Source organism: Clostridioides sp. ZZV15-6598 (assembly GCF_020657705.1).
Lineage (GTDB): Bacteria > Bacillota > Clostridia > Peptostreptococcales > Peptostreptococcaceae > Clostridioides > Clostridioides difficile_F.
On record NZ_JAGWCS010000034.1, the window covers coordinates 1 to 25,008 of the forward strand.

At 29.5% G+C, this 25,008-nt stretch carries 23 protein-coding genes and 2 other annotated features; all 23 genes read left to right on the forward strand.

Going from position 1 to position 25,008, the window contains the following annotated elements:
* On the forward strand, positions 1 to 850 hold an 850-nt coding region (locus KGF50_RS08735; protein ID WP_413926811.1), incomplete at its 5' end, for a YihY/virulence factor BrkB family protein.
* A 116-nt stretch (positions 851 to 966) separates the two neighbouring features.
* Positions 967 to 1,587 (forward strand): dihydroxyacetone kinase subunit DhaL, encoded by a 621-nt coding sequence (dhaL, locus tag KGF50_RS08740; protein WP_227847701.1) that lies wholly within the window; start codon positions 967 to 969, stop codon positions 1,585 to 1,587.
* Positions 1,588 to 1,642: 55 nt separating this feature from the next.
* Entirely contained in the window at positions 1,643 to 2,644 is a 1,002-nt protein-coding gene (locus KGF50_RS08745) for a dihydroxyacetone kinase subunit DhaK (protein ID WP_227847702.1), read from the forward strand.
* Between the two features lie 23 nt (positions 2,645 to 2,667).
* A complete protein-coding gene (lsrF, locus tag KGF50_RS08750; RefSeq protein WP_227840300.1) occupies positions 2,668 to 3,552 on the forward strand; it encodes a 3-hydroxy-5-phosphonooxypentane-2,4-dione thiolase in 885 nt (294 codons plus the stop codon).
* Positions 3,553 to 3,601: 49 nt separating this feature from the next.
* Complete coding sequence (locus KGF50_RS08755) at positions 3,602 to 3,913, forward strand: hypothetical protein (protein ID WP_227847703.1); 312 nt, start codon at positions 3,602 to 3,604, stop codon at positions 3,911 to 3,913.
* A gap of 116 nt (positions 3,914 to 4,029) precedes the next feature.
* Entirely contained in the window at positions 4,030 to 4,965 is a 936-nt protein-coding gene (locus KGF50_RS08760; RefSeq protein WP_227847704.1) for a sugar-binding domain-containing protein, read from the forward strand.
* 148 nt (positions 4,966 to 5,113) lie between these two features.
* Positions 5,114 to 6,949 (forward strand): PAS domain-containing sensor histidine kinase, encoded by a 1,836-nt coding sequence (locus KGF50_RS08765; RefSeq protein WP_227847705.1) that lies wholly within the window; start codon positions 5,114 to 5,116, stop codon positions 6,947 to 6,949.
* A gap of 78 nt (positions 6,950 to 7,027) precedes the next feature.
* Positions 7,028 to 7,268, forward strand: a binding site (T-box leader).
* 69 nt (positions 7,269 to 7,337) lie between these two features.
* Positions 7,338 to 7,576: a binding site (T-box leader), on the forward strand.
* Between the two features lie 84 nt (positions 7,577 to 7,660).
* Positions 7,661 to 8,878, forward strand: coding sequence for a homoserine dehydrogenase (locus tag KGF50_RS08770; protein ID WP_227847706.1), 1,218 nt, complete (start codon positions 7,661 to 7,663; stop codon positions 8,876 to 8,878).
* A 108-nt stretch (positions 8,879 to 8,986) separates the two neighbouring features.
* Positions 8,987 to 9,586, forward strand: a complete 600-nt coding sequence (locus KGF50_RS08775; RefSeq protein WP_227847707.1) for a hypothetical protein — start codon at positions 8,987 to 8,989, stop codon at positions 9,584 to 9,586.
* A gap of 224 nt (positions 9,587 to 9,810) precedes the next feature.
* The gene (hisD, locus tag KGF50_RS08780) at positions 9,811 to 11,076 is read left to right on the forward strand and encodes a histidinol dehydrogenase (protein WP_227847708.1); all 1,266 of its coding nucleotides are present in this window, start codon (positions 9,811 to 9,813) and stop codon (positions 11,074 to 11,076) included.
* 173 nt (positions 11,077 to 11,249) lie between these two features.
* Positions 11,250 to 11,612: a VOC family protein gene (locus KGF50_RS08785; protein WP_227847709.1), complete on the forward strand. Its 363-nt coding sequence runs from the start codon at positions 11,250 to 11,252 to the stop codon at positions 11,610 to 11,612.
* 573 nt (positions 11,613 to 12,185) lie between these two features.
* Complete coding sequence (locus KGF50_RS08790) at positions 12,186 to 13,280, forward strand: ROK family protein (protein WP_227847710.1); 1,095 nt, start codon at positions 12,186 to 12,188, stop codon at positions 13,278 to 13,280.
* A gap of 1 nt (position 13,281) precedes the next feature.
* Complete coding sequence (locus KGF50_RS08795; protein ID WP_227847711.1) at positions 13,282 to 14,232, forward strand: BadF/BadG/BcrA/BcrD ATPase family protein; 951 nt, start codon at positions 13,282 to 13,284, stop codon at positions 14,230 to 14,232.
* Positions 14,225 to 15,409: a hypothetical protein gene (locus tag KGF50_RS08800; protein WP_227847712.1), complete on the forward strand. Its 1,185-nt coding sequence runs from the start codon at positions 14,225 to 14,227 to the stop codon at positions 15,407 to 15,409. The genes KGF50_RS08795 and KGF50_RS08800 overlap by 8 nt, the downstream gene beginning before the upstream one ends.
* 12 nt (positions 15,410 to 15,421) lie before the next feature.
* Positions 15,422 to 16,918, forward strand: a complete 1,497-nt coding sequence (locus tag KGF50_RS08805) for a sugar ABC transporter ATP-binding protein (protein WP_227847713.1) — start codon at positions 15,422 to 15,424, stop codon at positions 16,916 to 16,918.
* Positions 16,919 to 16,942: 24 nt separating this feature from the next.
* A complete protein-coding gene (locus KGF50_RS08810; protein ID WP_227847714.1) occupies positions 16,943 to 17,893 on the forward strand; it encodes an ABC transporter permease in 951 nt (316 codons plus the stop codon).
* Between the two features lie 23 nt (positions 17,894 to 17,916).
* A complete protein-coding gene (locus KGF50_RS08815; protein WP_227847715.1) occupies positions 17,917 to 18,879 on the forward strand; it encodes a sugar ABC transporter substrate-binding protein in 963 nt (320 codons plus the stop codon).
* Positions 18,880 to 19,251: 372 nt separating this feature from the next.
* Positions 19,252 to 19,884 (forward strand): YitT family protein, encoded by a 633-nt coding sequence (locus tag KGF50_RS08820; protein ID WP_227827442.1) that lies wholly within the window; start codon positions 19,252 to 19,254, stop codon positions 19,882 to 19,884.
* A gap of 257 nt (positions 19,885 to 20,141) precedes the next feature.
* Complete coding sequence (locus tag KGF50_RS08825) at positions 20,142 to 20,285, forward strand: hypothetical protein (RefSeq protein WP_227847716.1); 144 nt, start codon at positions 20,142 to 20,144, stop codon at positions 20,283 to 20,285.
* Between the two features lie 23 nt (positions 20,286 to 20,308).
* Positions 20,309 to 20,386 (forward strand): K(+)-transporting ATPase subunit F, encoded by a 78-nt coding sequence (gene kdpF, locus KGF50_RS22540; RefSeq protein ID WP_227433307.1) that lies wholly within the window; start codon positions 20,309 to 20,311, stop codon positions 20,384 to 20,386.
* Positions 20,387 to 20,431: 45 nt separating this feature from the next.
* On the forward strand, positions 20,432 to 22,108 hold the full coding sequence (gene kdpA, locus KGF50_RS08835; protein ID WP_255654823.1) for a potassium-transporting ATPase subunit KdpA: 1,677 nt from the start codon (positions 20,432 to 20,434) through the stop codon (positions 22,106 to 22,108).
* Between the two features lie 24 nt (positions 22,109 to 22,132).
* Positions 22,133 to 24,190 (forward strand): potassium-transporting ATPase subunit KdpB, encoded by a 2,058-nt coding sequence (gene kdpB, locus KGF50_RS08840; RefSeq protein ID WP_227847717.1) that lies wholly within the window; start codon positions 22,133 to 22,135, stop codon positions 24,188 to 24,190.
* Positions 24,191 to 24,208: 18 nt separating this feature from the next.
* Positions 24,209 to 24,835: a K(+)-transporting ATPase subunit C gene (locus tag KGF50_RS08845; RefSeq protein WP_227847718.1), complete on the forward strand. Its 627-nt coding sequence runs from the start codon at positions 24,209 to 24,211 to the stop codon at positions 24,833 to 24,835.
* The last annotated feature ends 173 nt before the right edge of the window (positions 24,836 to 25,008 follow it).

The following is a 25,008-nucleotide window of genomic DNA, read 5'->3' on the forward strand; positions in this document are numbered from 1 at the left end:
GGGGATATTTATGTTTGGGATAGATAAAAAATTAATTGAGTATATAGTTGCAAAATCTAATTATAGTGAATTAAGTTCAAAATCAGCAGAAGTATCTTTTTTCTTAATGCTGTCTATATTTCCTTTTTTGATATTTACAATAAGTTCTATAGCATATATACCAGTTCTTCACTTAAATAAATATATAGCCTTATTTAGAAACATGATGCCAGAGAGTGCTTTTGATGTATTATCTTCAATTATAGTTTCTGCAATAGACAATAGAAGTTTAAATTTTCTAGCTGTCAGTTTTGTACTTACTATGTGGACATCTTCAAGAGCAGTAAAAGCACTTATTAAAGGAATGAATAGAGCTTATAAGGTTAAAGAAACTAGGTCTTTTTTTAAAATTTTATCTATATCATTTTTATTTACGATTATGCTTTTGGTGTTGATTTTTTTATCTATGATATTTTTGGTTTACGGAGAGAAGATAGGTTATTTTATTTTTAACTTTATAGGATTAGATGAGATATTCATAAAAATATGGGATATTCTAAGATACACTGTAGGTATTGCAACAATAATAGTAATATTTACATTTTTGTATAAGTATACACCTAATAAGAATTTGACTATGAAAGAGTCTGCTCCAGGTGCTATTTTTGCTACCTTTGCTTGGTTTGTAGTATCATTTTTCTATTCTTATTATACAAACTATTATGCTAACTATGAAGTAATATATGGAAGTATAGCTGAAATAATTGTACTTATGACATGGATATATTTTAGTAGTTGGGTTATTGTTGTAGGTTATGAATTAAATTCAAGATTGTATTTTAGAAAGATAAGAAATGAAATATTAAAATAAAAATTGATATTGAATATTGCAAATGTAAATTTTGTAAAAACGTTTTCTAAAAATAATTTACATTTGTTATTACATATGATAATATTGAGTTAAGATATTGGTAAGGAGATGATTCAATGTTGTCAACAGTTACATGGAGAAAAATGCTGATAAGTGCAGCAGAAATATTAAAAGAAAATAAGATATACTTATGTGAATTGGATGGTATAGTTGGAGATGGTGACCATGGAGTTACTATAGATAGAATAGCGGATTGTATGAGAAAAAGAGCTTTAGAAGAACGTGATAATGACAGTATAAAATCAATTAATGAAGATTTGAGTACTTTATGTATGAATGTAAATGGAGGTTCAGCAGGGCCTTTATGGGGAACTATATTTGAGGGAATGGCTGAAGGGATAGAAGATAAAAAAGAACTGAAAATAGAAGAAGTAAAAGAGATGTTTATTGAAGCAAGAGAAAATTTATCTCTTATTTCTACTGCTAAAGTAGGCCAAAAAACACTAGTAGATGCATTATACCCAGCAATAGATGCTATGTATAATGCTGAAAGTGACAACATAAAAGATGTTTTTAAAGTGAGTTATGAGAAAGCAGTAGAAGGTGCCGAAAATACTAAAACTTACATAGCAAAATTTGGACGAGCAAAAAGTATAGGGGAAAGAAGTTTAGGACATATGGACCCAGGCGCTGTTTCTATATCATTAATGTTTAAAGGTTTATATAATGCATTATAAAAGAGATTAACAAAGCAATTAATCAATATAACAAATTTAATAGGGGGGATTTATCATGTCAATGAAAAAATTTATTAACCAACCAGAAGATTTAGCTAGAGAAGTTTTAGAAGGTTTAGAGCTTTCAAATTCGGGCTTACTAAGAGTTACAGATTCAAATTTAGTAATAAACAAAAAGTTGGAAGAAGAAGACAGAGTAACAATAGTTACTTTAGGAGGGGCAGGTCATGAACCAGCTTTGAGTGGATTTGTTGGAGATGGAATGGTTGATATAGCTGTAGTTGGAGATGTATTTGCTGCTCCAGGACCAAATTCTTGTTTAGAGGCTATAAAGATGGCAGACAAAGGGAAAGGTGTATTATTTGTAGTTCTTAATCATGCAGGAGATATGTTGACAGGAAACCTTGTTATGAAACAAGTTAAAAAAGAAGGATTAAATGTTAGAAAAGTTGTTACTCAAGAAGATATAGCAAACGCACCAAGAGAAAACAGTGATGATAGAAGAGGATTGGTTGGATGTATACCTTTATATAAAATAGCAGCAGGGGCTGCTAAAGAAGGAAAATCTTTAGATGAAGTTGCAGAAATAGCACAAAAATTTGCTGATAATATGGCGACTATAGCTGTTGCATGTAAAGGAGCAACTCATCCATCTACAGGTATGGTAATTTCTGAACTTGGAGAAAATGAGATGGAAATAGGAATGGGGCAACATGGAGAAGGTGGAGGTGGACGTATGGAAATGAAGTCTGCTGATGAAACTGCTGAGATAATGACACAGGCCTTAATAAAGGATTTGGATATCAAAGATGGTGAAAAAGTAATGCTAGTAGTTAATGGTTCAGGAGCTACTACTTTAATGGAAATGTTAATAGTTTATAGAAAGTGTCATAAAATATTACAAGAAAAAAATATAGAAATAGTTTCAAATTGTGTTGGAGAACTTTTGACTACTCAAGAAACAGCTGGATTCCAACTATTTATAGCTAGAATGGATGATGAATTATTGAGATACTTTAATTCACCATGCAATACACCTTACTTTAAAAAAAATTAGACTAAATTAAAGGGAGATAAAAAATGGCAGATAAAGATGGAATAATATTACCAAAAGATTATGGAATAGGGATAAAACCACCTCAACAGAGTTTTTATTTAAAAGGAATGGACAATGTAGATTGGGGAATGAAAAATAGATTATCAAAGATATTTAATCCTAAAACAGGAAAATCATTGATGCTAGCTTTTGACCATGGATATATAATGGGTCCTACTCAAGGATTGGAAAGATTAGACCTTTCAATACCAGACCTTATAGAAGATGCAGATTGTCTTATGGCTACAAGAGGAGCTTTAAGAACGTGTATAAATCCAACTCAAGATAAAGCTATAGCACTTAGATGCTCAGCTGGGAGTTCCGTACTTAGAGAGGATATGAGTAGGGAGGTTATAGGAGTTGATATAGAAGATGCGATAAGAATGAATGCATCATGCCTAGCTATACAGACATTTATGGGGGCTGAAGGTGAATGTAAGGCTATAGAAAATTTAGTCAAAACAATAGATATGGGAAATAGATATTCAATACCAGTTTTGGGTGTCGTTGCAGTAGGTAAGGAGATGGAAAGAACTGCAAAATATTTTCTATTAGCCACTAGGATGTTAGCTGAATTTGGAGCAAGTATAGTAAAGACTTATTATTGTGAAGATTTTGAGAAAATAACATCTGCTTGTCCAGTTCCAATAGTTATAGCAGGAGGGAAAAAAGTTCCAGAAAAAGAAGCATTAGAAATGGCTTATAGAGCTATAAATGAAGGAGCAGCAGGAGTTGATATGGGAAGAAATGTATTCCAATCAGAAAACCCAAAAGCTATGATAAAGGCAATAAAGGCTGTAGTTCATGAAAATAATACTCCAGAACAAGCATATAAGTTATTTGAAGAATTAAAAGAAGAATATAAGTAGTATAAACTAAGTTTAATATATAGGTTGTAATACAATTGGAGGGAAATTTATGGAATTTGTACATATAGGTGTGATAACAGATAAGCCACAAGAGTATGAAGAGTTTAATGAAGAATTGAAGGTATATATAACAGACCCAAAATACACGGATTTCAAATATGAATACTTAAGATTTGTTGAAGGAAGTCCACTTCCGGAAATAATGCAAAAAAATCCTCATGTTGCATATAAAGTAAAAAACATGGACAAATATCTAAGTGAGAATGAAGTAATTGTAGAACCTTTTAAAGTAGGAGATAACTTAAAATGTGCGTTTATAATTAATGGTGGTTTTATAATTGAATTAATGCAAGAATGTTAGTATTTAAGCTAAAAAGTCCAGAATTTTTCTGGGCTTTTTAAATTTTTTATACAACTTGACAAATTTTATCTAATGAGATAATTTTATCTTAGAATCAGCTTTGAAAGGATGAAAATATGACTATTGAAAACGAAATGTTGAAATTAGTAGAAGTATCAAAAATGTATTATGAAGATAATAAAACTCAAGCAGAGATTGCAAAAGTTTTAGGGGTGTCAAGACCGCTAATAAGTAAAATGTTAAATAGAGCAAAAGAAATTGGAATAGTAAAGATAGAGATTAGAGAATTATTTTCTAGTAATGACTTGCTGATGAAACAGATGAAAGAGATATTTAACATTAGAGGTGGACTAATAGTACCAGAAGCTAAAACCGAATATATAACTCAACAGACTATACTAAGTCATGGAATAAAATATATAAAAGAAGAATTACCTAAGGTTAGTAATGTCGGTATAGGATGGGGATATACTATAGGTAATATAATAGAAGAAATACAAAAGAGTGAGGATAATTGTACTTTTAAAGGAGAAGTATATCCATTAGTTGGAATGGCTAACATACCAAACAAAGGATATCACCCTAATGAGTTAATATCTGTATTTTCAAATAGTACAGGATTTAGTCCTGTATTTTTATATGCGCCTGCATTTCCAACTAGTAGTGAAGAACGAGATATCTATTTGAAAACTGAAAATTATCAAAGCATGGAGAAAAAATGGGATAATATAGATACAATAATTTTATCTGTTGATAATTATCCTCAGGTTCCAGACCAAGCTACTGCGATTAGATTTGGAAAGAAGCTTACAAAAGAGAAAGCGATAGGTTCCTTTTTATCTTACTATTTTAATAAAGATGGAGAAATAATTAAAAGTGATAGTGATTATGTCATACAAATACCTCTTGAAAAATTAAAAAAGGCAAAAAAAGTAATAGCTATATGTTCAGATTCTAGTATAGATTCAATAACAGGTGCATTGAAGACTGGATACATAACACATGTCATTACTGATGAAAAAAAAGCGACACAAATAATTATAAACAAATAATAAATTACATAAAATTAAATTTATTTACAAATATTTGTTATAAAATATGTTATAATTAATAGAAAAATGTCATATAATTACTTAAGAAGTATTATTATAAATAACATTGAGAGGTAGTGGTTAGGATATGGATACCCATAATAAATATGTGAATTTTATAAAAAATATACCTGTGCCTTTTTTATACTGTAAGATTATAAGAGAACATGAAGATATAGAATATAGAGTGGAATATATAAGTAAAGGTATGAGTCAAGTATTGAAACTAGAAGAGGGAATTTGTGATAAAAATATATTAGATGTATTACCTATATTTAGAGCAAAAAAATATTCCAAAGAGTTGTTCTCAGATGATGTAGATTGTATAAAAAGATATATTCCAGCACTTAAAAATTGGATAAACATAAGAAAACAAATAGTTGGAGATTCGTACATAGTTTTGTATTTTAGTAAAATAGTATTCGATTATAGACAGATAATCGATTCATTTGATAAAAAAGAAAAATTAGCTTATGTTAAAGATGAAGAAGGAATATATATAGATTGTAGTGAAAATTTAATATCAATATTAAATAATAAAATTAAAACTAGAAAAGATATATTTGGAAAAAATGATATAGAAGTATGGGGAGAACGAACTGGGAAATTATTTAGGGATGACTATTTAGAAGGAATATCTAGTAAAAAAAGATTTTTGCAAAAACTATTTGAATATGAAGAAACATTTTTTATGGTTGAAAAATATTTCTTATATGATGAAAATGAACTTTTAGGAACTATAGGAATAATAGATAATGTAATATACAGTGGATATAATAATAAAAATTATGATTCAAAAAACTTAATGAAAATGATTGAACACTCAATACCAGAGAATATGTTTTATAAAGATGTATATGGAAATTATATTGGATTTAATTCAGGTTTTTTGAATTTAGCATGTATGAATAAAGAAGAGTTATTAGGGAAGAATAGTCATAAAATATCAAAAGAAGAATCTCTAATAGACAAGATATGTAAAAGTGATAAGGATGTAGTTGAAAATAAAAAGATTGTTACATTTGAGTCAAATATGATTATACATAACGAAAATAAGTGTATTGAGATTACAAAAAGACCGTATTTTGATAGTTATGGTAGTGTCATTGGAATAATTGGTACAGCAAGGGATATAAGTAGAAGAAAAAAATTAGAAGAAGAGATGGATAAAAATAGAATGGAGTTTTTTGCAAATTTATCCCATGAACTTAGAACTCCTATAAATTTAATATCATCTTCATTACAAGTAATAGAAAAGAAAGAGGCAGATTTAATAGAATCAAATGATACTCTAAAAAGAAATTTAGGTATAGTAAAACAAAATGGAAATAGAATATTGAGATTAGTAAATAATGTTATAGATTTTACAAAAATGCAGTCAGGATACTTAGATTTCAGGCCAGAAGAGTCTGATATAATATCATTTGTGGAAGATATATGTATGTCTGTAGCTGATTTTGCAAGTCAAAATAATATACAACTTATATTTGATACAGAAATAGAGGAGTTTTCAATGTTATTTGATTCAGAAAAATTGGAAAGGATAATATTAAATTTACTTTCTAATGGAATTAAGTACAACAAAGAAAATGGGAAAATAAACATATTTTTATATGTGAAAGATGATATGTTTAAAATGAAAATATCTGATAGTGGCATAGGTATACCAAAAGAAAAAATAGATAAAATATTTAATAGGTTTGAACAAATTGACAATGAACTTTCTTATAGAGTTAAAGGCAGTGGAATTGGGCTTTCATTGGTAAAATCTTTAGTTGAATTGCATGATGGCAATATATCTTTAAAAAGTCAACTTGGTATTGGAAGTGAATTTATTGTCTCGTTGCCAATTAGAAGCAAAAATAATAGTGAAAAATGCAATTATAAAAAAGAACTCAGTAATGAGCTAAGTAAAAAATTAGAAATAGAATTTTCGGATTTATAGATTAAGTATAAAAATAAAATTAAAAAAACTATTGACAATTGGTTTGGAAGGGTTTAAAATAAATTACAATATAATAAATAAAAAGCGATGAATAGGAAGAGTAAATCTAATTCGATTGCCAGAGAGAAAAGTCCATCGGCTGAAAGACTTTTTAAATTAGAGAGATTGAAAACTACCTAGGAGCTACTTTCCGAAGTTATCTATATTAATAGATTTTAGTAAGAATAGTCGTTAACTACGTTAAAGTTTAAAGTGGGTTTTCATAAGAAATGAAAACTAAGTTAGGTGGAACCGCGGGAATTATACTCTCGTCCTTATGTTATAAGGATGGGAGTTTTTTGTTATTTAAAATATTGTTTGAAAGTATAAAAAGGAATTATAAAAAATTATAAAAGCGATGAATAGGAAGAGTAAATCTAATTCGATTATCAGAGAGAAAAGTCCATCGGCTGAAAGACTTTTTAAATTAGAGGGATTGAAAACTACCTAAGAGCTGTTATCTGAAGTTACTTTAAAAAGAGTTTTAGTAAGATTAACCGTTAACTGCGTTAAAGTACAAAGTGGATTTTGTCAATAATTGACAAAAATCAAATTGGGTGGAACCGCGAGTATAGACTCGTCCCTTTATATAGGGATGGGTCTATTTTTATTACAATAAAAGATTGAAAATTTAAAAAAAACGGAAAATTATAAATTTAGGAGGAAAATAAAATGCAAAATAAAGTGAAAATTGGAGTACTAGGATATGGAACTGTAGGAAGTGGACTTATAGATATAATAGATAATAATAAAGAGAAAAGAAATATAGAAATAGTTGGAATTTTAGTTAATAATTTAGAAAAACATAAAGAAAAAAAATACTCTAATATAATAACTAATAATATAGATGATATATTTGAGAGAGATATAGATATACTAGTTGAAGTTATGGGTGGTTTAGAACCAACACTATCTTATATCAAAAAAGCATTAAATAATAAAATTCATGTTGTTACAGCAAATAAAGATTTACTAGCTGAATGTGGAGCTGAGCTTGCAAAATTAGCTAGTGAAAATAAAGTAAGTATTAAATTTGAAGCTTCAGTCGCTGGAGGTATACCAGTATTAAAGCCAATAATAGAATCATTAGAAGGAAATAATATAGACAGCATAAATGCTATTTTGAATGGAACTACTAACTTTATATTATCTAAAATGTATGATGAGGATTTGTCTTATGACATGGCATTAAAACAAGCTCAAGAATTAGGTTTTGCTGAAGCGAATCCAGAGTCAGATGTATTAGGATATGATGCTGCTAGAAAACTATCAATATTGTCAACTCTAGCCTATGACAATAGAGTATACTGGAAAGATGTGTATTTAGAAGGAATTACAGATATAGATGAAAAAGATATAGAATATGCAAAAAAATTAAATTGTAAGATAAAATTAATTGGTCAAAGTAAGTATGAAAATGATAAAGTAAGTGCTTTTGTTAGACCTGTCCTAGTAGAAAAAGATAATATACTTGCTAGAATAGACAATGAATTCAATGCTGTCATAGTAAATGGAGATTCAGTAGGAGAGGTTTCTTTTGTAGGTAAGGGAGCTGGAAGTCTAGCAACAGGAAGTGCAGTTTACTCAGACGTTATTGATATAATAGATAACAGAGTTTCTAGTATAGATTCTTTTACTAAAGATAGAATACAAGTAAATAAAATAGTTAGAGAAAAATGTGGAGCACTTCTTAGATTTAAAAAATGTAATAAAGATGAAATATTGAATATAGTTGGGAATTGCTTAGTAAACTATGATATTTTAAATGATGATGATGAGCTTGCTATTATGGTTTATGCTGATTCTGAGTATGAAATAAATAACAGTTTATGTCTAATAAAAGACAAAGGATATTGTGAAAAAATGAATAAAATGTTGAAAATAAGCTAAAAAGAAAAGAATATAGGTTTCTATGTAACATATTTTGAAAATTTTAATACTATATACTATGAGATGAAACAAAACATCTCATAAAAAAATTAAAAGGAGATATGCTATATGGGAAATAATAAATGTTCAGGAGATTGGTATAGAAGAAGTTATTCTACATCAAGATGGTTCCAAAATTGTGATAGGGATAGAGACAGAGATAGAGATAGAGACTGTGACAGAGATAGAGACAGAGATAGAGATAGAGACTGTGACAGAGATAGAGACAGAGATAGAGATAGAGACTGTGATAGAGATAGAGACTGTGACAGAGATAGAGATAGAGACTGTGATAGAGACAGAAACAGAAATTGTGATAGATTTAGAAGAGAAGCAGAAAAAAGAGAAAGAGAAGCAAGAGAAGCATTTTGTGAAGCTGAAGAAAGAGGAAGAGAAGCAAGAGAATTTGAATGTGAAGCTAGAAAAATGTGGGACAAAGCAGAAAGATCTTGGAATGAATACTCAGCTTATAATTATCAAGGTATAGAATCTCTAGAAGAGTCTAGAAGATTCTTTGACGAAGGTATGGAATGTGAAGCTAGAAGAAATGGAAACAACAATAATAACCATGATTGTGATAGATGTAGATGTCATAAGTGTAATTGTGACAGATGCAAATGTGACAGATGCAAATGTGATAGATGTAATTGCAATTGCTGTAGAAGATAAAAAATTTTATTGACAAATTAATAGTTAAAATATATCATATTATGTATAATAAAGAGAAAATTCAGAAAGATTAACAGAAATATAAGTATAGTTATTAGACAAATAGTGCTCAGTCAGTGAGGTGAGTACAATATGATTAAACTCCTATCCTCTAGCTCTTGATAGAGGGTGGGAGTTTTTATTTATTGGTAGAATGATAACATTATAAAACTAGGAGGTAAAAGATGAAGAGTATAAAAAAAGCAAATATAAAAGAAAAGGTAGATGAAAAAATATTAAGAGAACAAGTAAGTTCTATAATAGAAGATATAAGAAATAATAAAGAGATTGCTTTGAAAAAATATAACGAAATGTTTGATAAAAACACAAGAGATGAATTCAGAATTACTGAAGAAGAAATAAAAGAGGCCTATAAACATGTAGATGATGAATTTATAAATAATTTGAAAATAGCAGCTAAAAATATAAGAGAATTTGCAAAAACCCAAAAGGCTAGTTTCGAAAATTCTTTTGAAAAGGAAATCTATCCAGGCGTTATTTTAGGTCAAACTAATATTCCTATAGAGTCATGCCTTGCATATGTTCCAGGCGGACAATATCCTTTGTTTTCAACAGCTCTTATGCTTATAATACCTGCAAAAATTGCAGGAGTAAAAAGAATAGTGGCATGTTCACCAACAATGAAAAACACTAAAAATATAAATCCCAAAACATTAGTAGCTATGGATATAGCAGGAGCTGATGAAATATATGCAACTGGAGGAGTTCAAGCTATAGCAGCATTTACATATGGTACAGAAAAGATTAAACCTGTTGATATAATCGTAGGACCAGGAAATAAGTTTGTAACAGAAGCTAAAAGACAATGTTATGGGCAAGTCGGAATTGATTTTGTAGCTGGTCCAAGTGAAGTTCTTATAATAGCTGATGAAACTTCAAATCCAGTTTATATTGCAGCTGATTTGTTGGCACAATGCGAGCATGATTTAAATGCAAGAGGTATATTATTAACTGATAGTTTAGAAATAGCACAAGAGGTTGAAAAAAATATAGAAACTATGCTAAAAGATTTACCAACGAAGGATATAGCATATAGTTCATGGGAAAATAATGGAGAGATAATTATAGTTGATGATATGGAGGAAGCCATTAAAATAAGTAATTTTTATGCGCCAGAACATTTAGAAGTTGCAGTAAATGAGTATGATGATATTTGTGGTAGATTAACTAACTATGGTTCACTATTTATTGGTAACTTGTCTGCTGAAGTATTTGGTGATTATGTTTCAGGTACAAATCATACACTACCAACATTAAAAGCATCAAGATATACTGGTGGTGTTTGGGTTGGCACTTTTATAAAAACTTGTACAAAACAAATATTAAATGAAAAAGCTATAAAAGTATTAGCTCCTGTTGCAGAAAAGTTAGCAAAAGAAGAGGGATTATATGCACATGCAAAGGCAGCAGAAGTTAGATTTAAGAAGTAGATAGAGATAGTTTTAATTGTTATAAAAAATATATACTGGAATAAAAAATAGTTATTTCTCCAGCAGAAAATCAAAGAAACATATGCTTTTTCGTCTTTGGTGGATAAGGCGAACAGAAGAAGATTATTTATATTTTGTGATTGGATAAAAAATGATTATTGGAAGGTGAGAAGATGATAACAGGATACTACTGCACAAATATTTTTTCTGAGCAAGCGAAAGAACTTATTGAGTTTTATAGGCAAATATTAGAAATACCCTTTATTAAAACCGATGATGACAATTCAAATGGGGTTTATCTTGGCTTTATAGAAAACGCACCGACTCTTTGTATATGGGATTGTAAAAAATGTAACGTACATCCGACTGGACATCAATCATTTGTATTTCAAACAAAAACTCTTGATTTAACAATGGAATGTTTGAAGGAAAAAGGGATTCCACTGTCTGAAGCCATTAGATATGATTGGGGAACTTACGAGGTTCGCTTACGCGATATTGACGGAAATGAGATAGTGATAGTTGAGTTTGTGTGATAGATGGTTTCTGTTTATAGGGCGATTATGAGCATTTTGCGCAGTTCGCCTTATTGGTATAATCGCAAGTAGCTAATAAATGGGATTACAATAGTGGCAAGCAGGGTATGAGTGTACAAACTCATACGATTTTATCAATTTGTATCTTACCCAAATTGAGAAAATCCGCTTGTTGGAGGCCAGCCTCCAATCCCCCGGCAAGGAATGCTCTGCTTCCATAAAACCTCCACAAGTGGAGTGGCTACGCACCCTTACGGGCAATCACCACGCTATCGCTACCAACTGGAAAGAAAATCGTTTACTTTGTTGTTGAGGCTGATTATGGAACGTTAGAGAGCTTAAAAGCTAGCAGAACGAAGGTTTGTGGTGCCCAGCTGTTTTTTCGGCTTAAAGAAATAAAAAATAAAATTTTAGAAAAAATTGTTTGTAGATAGTTGAGAATTTAAAAGAAATAAATTTAGAAGTAATCTATTTTAAATTTATTTCTTTTTTATTGGAATAATATTGACAAATTTAACCTGTAACTATTATACTAAACTTAATAAATAAAGTTTATAAAGTAAGGTGTTGTTTATGAAAAATATAGTTGGAAAACCACAAACGATAAAAAAAGTAAATGAAGACTTAATAAAAAATATTATAAAAAATGATGGACCTATAACAAAGCCAGAAATTTCAAGTATTACTGAATTGAGTTTAGCAACAGTTAATAAAATTGTAGAACAATTAGCTTTGAAAAATGAAGTTAAAGTAAGTGGATTAAATGAATCTACTGGAGGAAGAAGAGCTCAACTGTTTGAAATAAATGCAGACTTAGAACATATAATAGCCCTATATTATTATAGAAACAGCTGTATAGGAGTAGTTGCAAATTTATTAGGTGAGATAACTTATCAAGAAGAGTTCAATATAAGAATGGATACGTATGAAAACGTTAACCATGATACTTTTTTTGTTATAGATACTTTGATTGAAAAAGTAAAAGGAAACAATATAAGAGCGATTGGTATTGGTGTTCCAGGAGTTGTAAAAAAAGGTGTAGTCAAAAATATACCAACAATAAAAAGTTGGGAAGGTATAGATTTAGAAAATTTAATAAAGAGTAAATATAATACTAAAGTATTTATAGAGAATGATACAAATATTACCACTATTGGAATTTATCAAAAGCAGTACAAAGACGAATATAAAAATATGGCACTTATGTATTTAGAGGATGGTATTGGCTCAGGTATAGTTATAAATGGTGAACTATATCTAGGCTCTACAAATTTTGCTGGAGAACTAAGTTATCTAAATATAGAGTTTAGTAAATATAACTACGATAACTTAAATATTGAAGATTATATTATGAGTTTAAGGAAAAGATATTTAGAGAGCAAAGATAATAAATTTAAAAAAGAAATCTTATCTATAATATCAAATTTTGTAAGGACTCTTGTCTGTGTTTTAAATCCAGAAGCTATGATTATACAATGCAATATATTAACTAAAAGTGACATGGAATTTATAGAAGAAGATGTAAATAAGAGTGTTGGAGGAGAAAATTTCCCTAGGCTAATAAAAGTGGAGTCATTGAGAGAAGGAAGTATAAATGGAGTAATTAGTATGTGTTTAAAAGAAACTGACTACCAATATTCCTTATCTAATAAAAAAGGAGGATATTAATGTGAAATATTTGATTTCAATAGATGGAGGGGGAACAAAAACAAAATTTTGTGTAAGTGATTTAGATGGAAATATACTTAAAGAACATACTACTGGTTCAACTAATTATAAGTCAGTTGGAATTCAAAAAACATATGAAAATATTAATAATGGATTTGAGAAAATATTAAAAGACTTACATATTGATTATAACGATATTGAGTACACTGTATTTGGTATATCTGGATGTGATTCTCCAAATGATTACAAGATTATAATGGATGAAATATTAAAAGTTGGGCTTAACAAAGAAAAAATATATTTAGTAAATGATGCAGTTTTAGCTTTTTATGCACAGACTGATGCTCCTGGTCTAGTAATTGTAGCTGGTACAGGTTCAATTGTATTAGGAATTAGGGAAGATGGAGATATATATAGAGCTGGTGGATGGGGATATAATTTTAGTGATTTGGGTTCTGGATATGATATAGGAAGAAAGGTATTAAAGAAAGTTTTACTTTATTGTGATGAGTGCCATGAGTATAGTGACTTATTTGATTGTGTTTTAGATTTCTTTAATGCAGATAGCTTTAAGAAACTTACATATATGATTACTGAAATAAACAACAATGTTGAAATAGCAAACTTAGCTTCATTAGTGATTGAATGTGCTGAACGAGGTGATAAATTAGCTATTGAAATATTGAGAGAGTCATCAATTGAACTGTCCAAATTAGCTCAAGTAATATTAAGTAAAATATCTAATTCAATGAAAAATAATAAAAGTGAAATAGATATAGTCTTATCTGGTGGAACATTAAACAGAACTATATATGCTCAAATGTTAATGAACAACTTAAGGGAAGAAAATACAGATAAAGAGTTAAAATTTATACTTCAAGAAAATCAGCCAGTATATGGAGGCATAAGACTTGCTATGGCATTAGCTAATAGGAGGGTCAAACATGGATAGGAAAAAGATAGTTGTACAAATTTTTACAGGTGGATTTAAAAATAAAGAAATAAAATTTAATGATATAAAATGTAAGCTATTAGAATTAATGAAATGTATTGATATAGAAAAGGTTATCATGGGTTGGAGTGTGGATAAAGAACTATATGTAGAAACTAAAAAACTATTAAAAAAATATAATGTTGAATTATATCTTTGGTTCCCATGCTTTTCGGAAATAGGATTACTTGAAGAAAGTAACCTATTAGTTGATTATACTGGAAAAGAAGTTAAAGGATATGAATTACAAGAAGATGAAAACTTTGAATTTTATTGTCCAAATAATAAGGAAAATATAGAAAACATAAAGAAAATATATAGTACTTATTTTAGTGAAATTGAGTTTGATGGAATTTTTTTAGATAAGATAAGGTATGGCTCTTTTTCGAATAAATTAAATGGTGTTTTTAATTGTTTTTGTAAAGATTGTTTAGATATATATGAAAAAAATAATATTGATAAAAAGTCATTAATGATAGAAATGGATAGCATATCTAATGAAGTTATAGTTAGTGAAGATACTCCATTTGGTATAACAGAATACATTAATGGAAAATACAAATTTAAAAATAAAATATGGGAAGCTTTTTTTGAAGTAAAGAGTCAAAATATATACAATGCACTAGTAGATATAAGCAGCTATTTTAAAGGGAAAGGATTGAAAATAGGTATAGACACTTTTTCTCCTTTTATCTCTTACTTTACGGGTCAAGATTTAGAAAAATTACAAGAAGTAGCAGATTTTATAAAACCAATGATGTATAGAATTACAAAAGCTCCAGCAGGTTTACCATTTGAATTTGAAAGACTGATTGATGAATCTGTACATGAAAATAAAGAGTGCGCCAAAAAAAAATTCTTAGAGATTTTAGGAATTAGAGAATATGAGGGAGATATGTATCCTATAGAGTTTGTACTAGAGGAAATCGATTTTATGACAAAAAATCTTGTTAAAGATATATATGTAGGTATTGAAATAAATAAAAAAGAAATTATAGCCCCTGTTACACCTAAATATATAAGTGAAAATATTTCAAACATAAATAAGACAACAGTAAAAGGGTATGTGCTATCTTGGGATTTGTTATCAGCACCAAAAGAAAATATTGATGAAGTTATAAATTGGTTTAGGAATTAGTGAGGTGATATAGTGAGTAAAATACTGGAAATGCAACAAATATATAAAAGTTTTGGAAAGGTAGACGTTTTAAATGGTATAGATTTTGAACTAGAAAAAGGAGAAGTAAGAGCCCTTTTAGGAGCTAATGGAGCAGGAAAATCTACACTTATTAAGATTCTAGGAGGAGTCCATTCCCAAACTAAAGGTAAAGTGATTTTGGCTGGCAATGAAATAATGTTTAAAAATCCACATCATTCTAAAGAAAATGGCATTAGTATAATTTATCAAGAATTAAGTTTAATACCAACCCTTACAGTTATTGAAAATATTTTTTTAGGTAGAGAAACCTTAAAAGGAATTGTGTTTTTAAATAAGAAAGATATGCTAGAAGAATACATGAAAATTTGTGAAGACTTTGACTTTAATATAGATCCACATGTAGTAGTGTCTAATTTGAGTGTAGCAAATCAACAAATGGTTGAGATAATGAAAGCAGTTTCATGTAATTCTGAAATCATCATAATGGATGAACCTACAACATCACTTACTAATAATGAAAAAGAAGGATTATTTAAAATAATAAACAGATTGAAATCTAAAGGTAAGACTATAGTTTACATTTCTCATATACTAGAGGAAGTTTTTAAGGTATGTGATAGTGCAAGTATAATGAAAAATGGAACTATGATTGGAACTTATGATGTAAAAGATTTAACTAAATTAAAAATAACTCAACTTATGACAGGAAATGATAATCACAAACTTATCGAGAAGAAGGATTATACATTTGCAAAGTATGAAGAAGCGCCTATATTAGATGTTAGGAATGTAAGTTGGTCTAATAAAATAAAAAATGTTTCATTTAAAGTTTATAGAGGTGAAGTTGTAGGTCTTGCAGGTCTTGTAGGTTCAAGAAGAACTGAAATTATAAATTTGATATTTGGAATAGATAATAAAGATAGTGGAGATATATTTATTAATGGTAAAAATGTAGATATAAGTTCTCCTAAAGTTGCGATAAAAAATAAAATAGGGCTAATCCCTGAAGATAGAAAAAATCTTGGGTTAATTTTGGAACAAGCTATATATACTAATTCGGCATCAGTACAAATTGATAAATTTAAGAAATTCTTGTTTATAGATAGAAATAGAGAAATTGAGTTTTCTAAAAAAGGTGTCAAGGAACTAGGAATAAAAGTTAGTGATGTAAAACAAGAAGTAAAAGAACTTAGTGGTGGAAATCAACAAAAAGTAGTAGTCTCTAAATGGCTAGAGAAAGATTTAGATTTAATAATATATGATGAACCGACAAAGGGAATAGATATTGCTGCAAAAGAAGATATATTTAATACAATAAAAGAATTTTCAAGCAAAGGGATAGGAGTAATATTTATATCTTCTGATTTAGAAGAAGTAATAAGAGTAAGTGATAGAATTTTAGTAACAAGAGAAGGTTCTATTGTAGATGATTTAAAAAATGAGAATATAAAAGTTCAAGATATAATGAACAGTATATTTAATGTATAAAAGAAATAAAAATGGAGGACTGAGATGAAAAAAGCTTTTGAGAAATTGAATTTAAGAGATTATGGAGTATTATTGGGTTTTTTGGCTTTATGTATAGCGATAAGTGTTGCAACTCCATCATTTTTAGGTAAACAAAATATACTTAATCTTTTGCGACAATCTTCTATAATTGGAATAATTTCAGCTGGTATGACTTTTGTTATAATATCTGGAAATTTTGATATATCAGTTGGAGCAGTGGCAGCTCTTGCAGGTGCTATAACGATGAAATTTGCGACTGGTGGAACTAATTTATTTGTATCTATGCTTTTAGGTATAGCGATTTGTGCAGTGATAGGATTAATAAATGGAATAGTAGTTGCAAAGATAAATGTGCCATCGCTAATAGCTACTATGGCTATGGTTACTATTGTAAGAGGATTGCTTTTGATGCTTACAGGAGGATATCCAATTACTGAAAATATACCAATACTTGATTACATTGGAAATGGATATTTATTTAATATACCAATACCAGTAGTAATTTTCTTTATAGTAGTGTTAGCTTCATTTATTGTACTCAATAAAACTAAGTTTGGTAGATATGTTTATTCTGTAGGAGGCAATCAAGAAGCAAGTAAACTCAATGGTATAAATGTAGATTCTCATAAAATAAAAGTATTTATTATTAATGCTGTACTTGCAGGAATAGCTGGGATTGTACTAACTGGAAGACTTGGAACTGCAACTGCGATTGCAGGTGAAGGATATGATATGGATGCGATTGCATCTGTTGTAATCGGAGGTACATCGGTAGCAGGAGGCTCTGGTTCTGTACTTAAAACTGTTATAGGTGTGCTACTTATGAGTGTTATAAACAACAGTTTTAATCTTCTTGGAATAGATGTATATTTCCAATACATATTTAAAGGTTTAATAATTTTAGCAGCAGTTGGATTTGATTCTTATAGCAAGAAAAAGCTTGCTTCAAGATAAAAAATAAGAGGGGGAAATTTTTTATGAGAAAATTAATGAAACATTTAGCATTATTACTATCACTTGTTATGATATTCACTTTAGTTGGATGTTCAAATGATGGTGCAAAAGGAAAAGATGGAGAAAAAAAGATAGCAGTATTGCTACCAGGTTCAACAGGTTATTTTGTAGCAACTAAACAAGGTATAGATGCAAAATCTAAAGAATTAGGTGTAAATGTAGAATATGCGGATGCTCAATGGGATGCTAGTAAACAATTATCACAAGCTGAAGATTTTATGGCTAAAGGAGTAGATATGATTGCATTATGTGGAGTTGATTCTGCTGTAAGTGAGAGAATAGTTAAGGCTGCTAATGATTCAGAAGTTCCTATAATAGCATTTACAAATTCTATAGGAAGTAATCCAACTGGAGAATTTAAAGGCTTAGTTACATATATAGGACAAAATGAGGAAGAAACAGGAGCATTAACAGGTAAAATTGCTAAAAACTTGTTAGGAGAAGCTGGTGGAAAAGCTGTATTAATAGAAGGCGTTCCAGGAACTACTCCACAAGTATTAAGAAAAAAAGGTCTTGAAAAAGAATTAAAAGATAGCAATATACAAGTAGTTTATAACCAAACTTCAAATTGGGAGAAAGAGCAGGCATTAAAGGTAACAGAAGATTTAATTCAAAAGAAAACTGATTTTAATGTTATAATATGTCAAGATGATAACTCTGCTACAGGAGCAGGACAAGCTTTAAAAGATGCTGGTCTTAAAGATAAAGTTAAAGTTATAGGTTTAGGTGGAAGTAAAGATGGATTAAAAGCTGTAACTGATGGGTTAATAGATGGTACAACTTATATGTCTGCTATTGAAGAAGGAGCATTAGTCATAGAAAAGGCATCTAATTTCCTTAAAGGTGAAAAAGTTGAACCTGTTACACAAATTAAACAAGTTGAAGTCAACAAGGACAATATTTCAGAACTTAAGGGTGAATGGTAAGATATTATAGATAATAAATAAGATTTGTAGAGTTACTTTATATAGTTTCTAAAGTAACTCTCTTTTTAAATCTAACCTAGTGATAAGTTATTGGATAGTATTTCTAAACAAATAAAAAATTAATATAAACAAAGACTTATTTATACTAAATTATAAGTCAAATTAATATAAACTTATGTAAAATGAGAAAACATTTAAGGCATTGGAAATGCTAAGGTTCAAAAGAATTACTAAAAAAACAAAAAAAAACATAAAAAAACTATTGAAAAAAATAAAAAAATTTTGTATAATTAAAGATTTGAAAAGTGTGGTATACAAAGCCAATCCTTTTGTATATAATATATATAAATTAAGAAAAAGGAAGGGATATATATGGCCAGGCGGTTATTTTTAGAAAGGATTGGACTTATATTATTAGGTTCAGCAATATTGGCATTTGGAGTTTATAATTTTTACTATCTAAACAACATAACAGAAGGTGGAGTGTTAGGTATTTTACTACTGTTAAAAAATTTATTCAACATACAACCAGCAATAGCAAATATTGTAATTGATGGTTTACTCCTTTTAGTAGGATATAAATTTTTCGGTAAAAAATTCCTAATATATTCAATAGTAGCTTCTATAAGTTTTTCAGTATTATATGATTTATTTGAAGCTATAGGACCTCTTGTACCACAATCACAAAATATGCTTTTATCAACTATTTTGGCAGGTGTAACTGTAGGAGTAGGAGTAGGGATAATAGTAAAAGCAGGTTGTGCATCGGGAGGAGACGATGCTTTAGCATTAGTAATTTCTAAGACTACATCTTTGAACATAGGGCAAGTTTATCTAGCAACAGATGTTATTGTATTGTTGTTATCACTATTTTATCTATCAGCGTTTGATATTTTTTATTCTTTGATTGCTGTTACGATTAGTGGTAAAGTAATTGATTTTATTTACTATCATGGTAAAAATTTAGATATGGATATGAGTAATGATATAGTTCCAGAATGTTAATATAAACTAAATAACAGTATTTTTGAAAGGTGGCAAACTTGCCACCTTTTTTTATGTCTAAATTAAGTATAGAAGAGATAATTTTATTTTAATTTTTATGATTTTAAACTACTATATTATATTAAAATTTCTAGGAATACGATTTCTAGAATTTCATTTAAAAAGCTCGATTTTATATTTATGCAATACTAATCAATAATAGATGTATCTTAACCCTATCTTTATACCTAAAATGATAAGATAAATGAAGTAGCAATATGAAACCAAAACTTATCAAAGAAACTAAAGTAAATGGAGGAGTCGAAATGTTAGATATAGTGATGATAGCATCATTGGCTATAGGATTTATTTCCATGAAGTTGATTGCTGGCTGGTGTGGGAAACAAACTGAAAAAAAATAATGTAATATATGGAGGGATTACCTATGTGGTTTCTGGCAGTTGTAATTGTAATGTTGATAGTATATTTGGTGTATGCGCTTATTAATCCTGAGAAATTCTAAATAGTATAGAGGTAATAAGCAAGTTGAATTGGGGGGAAAATTTTTATGGTACAGATAGTAATAGTATTGGCGATATTTATGATTTTAGTAATACCTATGGGTAAATATTTATATCATATATCCACTAATCAAAAAACACTTGGAGATAAAGTGTTTGATAAAATAGACAATTGCATATATAAGGTATGTAGCATAGATAAGAAAAAAGAAATGAATTGGAAGCAATATGCTTTAGCTTTATTAGTTACAAATGCAGTCATGGTGTTTATAGGATATGTAATACTTAGAACTCAGAGCATGCATATTTTTAATCCTAATGGAATTAAAGGTATGGAACAAAGTTTATCATTTAATACAATAATAAGTTTTATGACAAACACGAATCTTCAACATTACTCAGGTGAATCAGGGCTTTCATATCTTAGTCAAATGACAGTGATAATATACATGATGTTTACATCAGCAGCAACAGGATATGCAGCTGCTATGGCATTTGTAAGAGGGTTAGTAGGTAAAAAGAAAACATTAGGTAACTTTTATGTAGATTTAATTAGAATAACAACAAGAGTACTTTTACCAGGAGCTTTAATTGTTGGTATTATATTAGTTACACAAGGAGTACCACAGACTTTTGCTGGTACAGAAACCGTAACTACTATAGAAGGAAAACTTCAAGATATAGCTAAAGGCCCTGTGGCAGCACTTGAATCAATCAAACACTTAGGAACAAATGGTGGAGGATTTTTTGGTTCAAATTCATCACATCCATTTGAAAATCCAACAATAATATCAAATATAGTAGAGATGTTATCTATGATGATATTGCCAGGAGCTTGTGTTGTTGCATTTGGACATATGATAAAGAACAAAAAACAAGGTTGGGTTGTATTTGGTGCAATGTCAATCATATTTTTAATAGGTTTAGTAGTTTGCTTTAGAGCAGAAAGTGCAGGAAATCCTATTTTATCACAATTAGGACTTAATCAAAGCATGGGAAGTATGGAAGGTAAAGAAGTTAGATTTGGTATAGCTCAATCAGCATTGTTTACGACAGTGACGACTTCATTTACAACTGGTACGGTTAACAATATGCACGACACTTTAACTCCTCTGGGAGGATTAGTACCACTTTTAAATATGATGCTTAATGTTGTTTTTGGTGGTAAAGGTGTAGGCCTTATGAATATGCTAATGTACGCTATAATAGCAGTATTTTTATGTGGATTGATGGTAGGAAGAACTCCTGAATTCTTAACTAAGAAAATTGAAGGAAAAGAAATGAAGCTTATAGCTTTACTTATTATATTACATCCACTTTTGATACTTATGTTCTCTGGACTTTCAGTAGCGGTACCAGCAGGTCTTGAGGGAATTTCAAATCCTGGATTCCATGGATTATCACAGGTTTTATATGAGTTTGCATCTTCAGCAGCTAATAATGGCTCAGGATTTGAAGGTTTAGGAGATAATACTATGTTCTGGAATATAACAACAGGTATAGTTATGTTTTTTGGAAGATATGTGTCTATTATAATATTACTTGCAATATCAAGTTTATTAGCATCTAAGAACTCTGTAAATGAAAGCATAGGAACACTTAGAACAGATAATTTCACATTTACAATAATTTTAGTATTGGTCGTTTTAATTGTTGGTGCTTTAACATTTTTTCCAGCCTTAGCGCTTGGACCTATTTCAGAGCATCTAGTATTATGGCACTAAAAAATTGGGAGGGAGTAAAATTTTATGGAAACTAAAAAAACAAAGTTTATTACAAAAGATATTTTCAAAACTTCCATTATAGAAGCTTTTAAAAAATTAAATCCTAAATATATGATGAAAAATCCAGTTATGTTTGTTGTAGAGATTGGATTTGTAGTAACATTGATACTTACAATAGTACCTAGTCTATTTGGTGATGAAGGCAATAACTTAAGAGTTTATAATGGGATTGTAACAATAATACTATTTATAACTGTTCTTTTTGCAAATTTTGCTGAAGCTGTAGCTGAAGGTAGAGGGAAAGCACAAGCAGATACACTTAAGAAAACTAGAAAAGATACAGTGGCAAGAGTTTTAGATAAATTAGGAAATGAAAAAATGATAAGTGCAAGCGAACTAAAACTGGGCGATATTGTTTTAGTCAATGCAGGAGAAGTTATTCCAAATGATGGAGAAGTAATAGAAGGTATAGCTTCTGTGGATGAGTCAGCAATAACTGGAGAATCTGCACCTGTTATGAGAGAATCTGGAGGAGATTTCGCTTCTGTTACAGGAGGAACTACAGTTGTAAGTGATTGGCTAAAAATAAAAATCACAACAAAGCCAGGAGAATCTTTCTTAGATAAAATGATAGCTCTTGTAGAAGGCGCTTCAAGACAAAAAACACCAAATGAAATTGCTTTAAATACTTTATTGGTAGGGTTAACACTTATATTTATGATTGTTTTAATATCTCTTTATCCAATGGCAAATTATGCAGGTGTTAAGATTCCAATTTCTACTATGATAGCACTTTTAGTTTGCTTAATACCAACTACCATAGGTGGTCTATTATCTGCTATTGGTATTGCAGGTATGGATAGAGTAACTAGATTCAATGTCATTGCAATGTCAGGAAAGGCAGTAGAGGCTTGTGGTGATGTTGACACTATGATTTTGGATAAGACAGGGACTATTACTTATGGAAACAGACTTGCATCAGAATTTATAGCAGTTGGAAATGCTGATTCAAAAGATTTAATAAATTATGCTGTTATGTGCTCATTAAAAGATGACACACCAGAAGGAAAATCTATAGTTGATTTAGGTATAAAACTGGGTTCAACAGGAAAAACAAAAGAGGCTGAAGAAGCTGAGTTTGTAGAATTCTCTGCACAAACTAGAATGAGTGGTATAAATTTATCTGATGGAACAGCTATTAGAAAAGGAGCTTATGACAGTATAATAAATCGAGTGAAATCCTTTGGTGGATTAATACCAGACGATTTAGAAGAAAGTGTAAATAGAGTAGCAAAATTAGGGGGTACACCTTTGGTAGTATGTGTAGATAATGAGATATACGGTATTATCTACTTAAAAGATACAGTAAAATCAGGTCTTGTGGAAAGATTTGCTAGACTTCGTGAGATAGGAATAAAGACAATAATGTGTACTGGAGATAATCCTTTAACAGCAGCTACAATTGCAAGAGAAGCTGGAGTAGATGGATTTATTGCAGAATGTAAACCAGAAGATAAGATAGAAGCAATAAAAAAAGAACAATCTGAAGGTAAGATAGTTGCTATGACAGGTGATGGAACAAATGATGCTCCTGCACTTGCTCAAGCGGATGTGGGTCTTGCTATGAATAGTGGTACAACATCTGCAAAGGAAGCAGCAAACATGGTAGATTTAGATTCAGACCCAACTAAAATATTAGAAGTGGTTGAAATAGGAAAACAGCTTTTAATAACACGTGGTGCCTTAACAACATTCAGTATAGCAAATGATGTTGCAAAATACTTTGCAATTATACCAGCTATATTTACACTTGCAATACCTCAAATGGAGATATTAAATATAATGAAACTTTCTACATCATTTAGTGCGATATTATCAGCTTTAATATTTAATGCTATAATTATCCCATGTTTAATACCTCTTGCTATGAAAGGGGTAAAATATAGACCTATGAAATCACAAGCTATGCTAATGAGAAATATGCTTATTTTTGGTCTTGGTGGGGTTATAGTACCATTTTTAGGAATAAAAGTAATTGATTTATTAATTACACCTTTAGTAATGGTTCTTAATTTAGGTTAATAAATGGAGGATATAAAAATGAAAACATTAAAACCAGCATTACTTGTAAGTATTGTATTGTTATTTGTTTGCGGACTTGTATATCCACTTGTTTTAACAGGGGTGAGTCAAGTTGCATTTAAAGATAAAGCTAATGGAAGTATGATAGAAGTAAATGGTGTAAAGGTTGGTTCAGAGCTTATTGGTCAAAGTTTTACAGATGCAAGATTTTTTAAGGGAAGAGTTTCATCAATAAACTATAATACTTATACAAAAGAAGATTTAATACCAGATAAGGATGGAAATACAGTTTATGGCGGTGTTTCATCAGGTTCTTTTAATTATGGAGCAACAAATCCAGAGCTTCATGATAGAGTTCAAAAAGATATTGAACAGTTTTTAAAAGACAATCCAGGTGTAAAAAAAGAAGATATACCAACAGATTTGCTTACAGCATCAGGTTCAGGACTTGACCCTAATATAAGTCCCGCTTCTGCAAAGGTTCAGATACCTGCTATAGCAAAAGTATCAGGAATATCAGAGAGTAAATTACAAAAAATTGTAGATGATAATACTTCAAAAAAACTGTTCGGAGTTTTAGGTGAAGATAGAGTTAATGTGTTAAAGGTTAATGTAGAGGTCGCAAAAATATTAGGTCTTATATAGTATTTTGTAGAGTTTTCGTAGAGAAGTATTGTGTATGACTTAACATAAAGATTGAAGTTTGAAGAGTGAAAATCGATAATGATTTTCACTTTTTTTGTTTGAAAATTACTAATATTAGGAATAAAATAATTGTGGGGATAAAATCCAAAAAAAGGTTGCATTATCAAAATGAT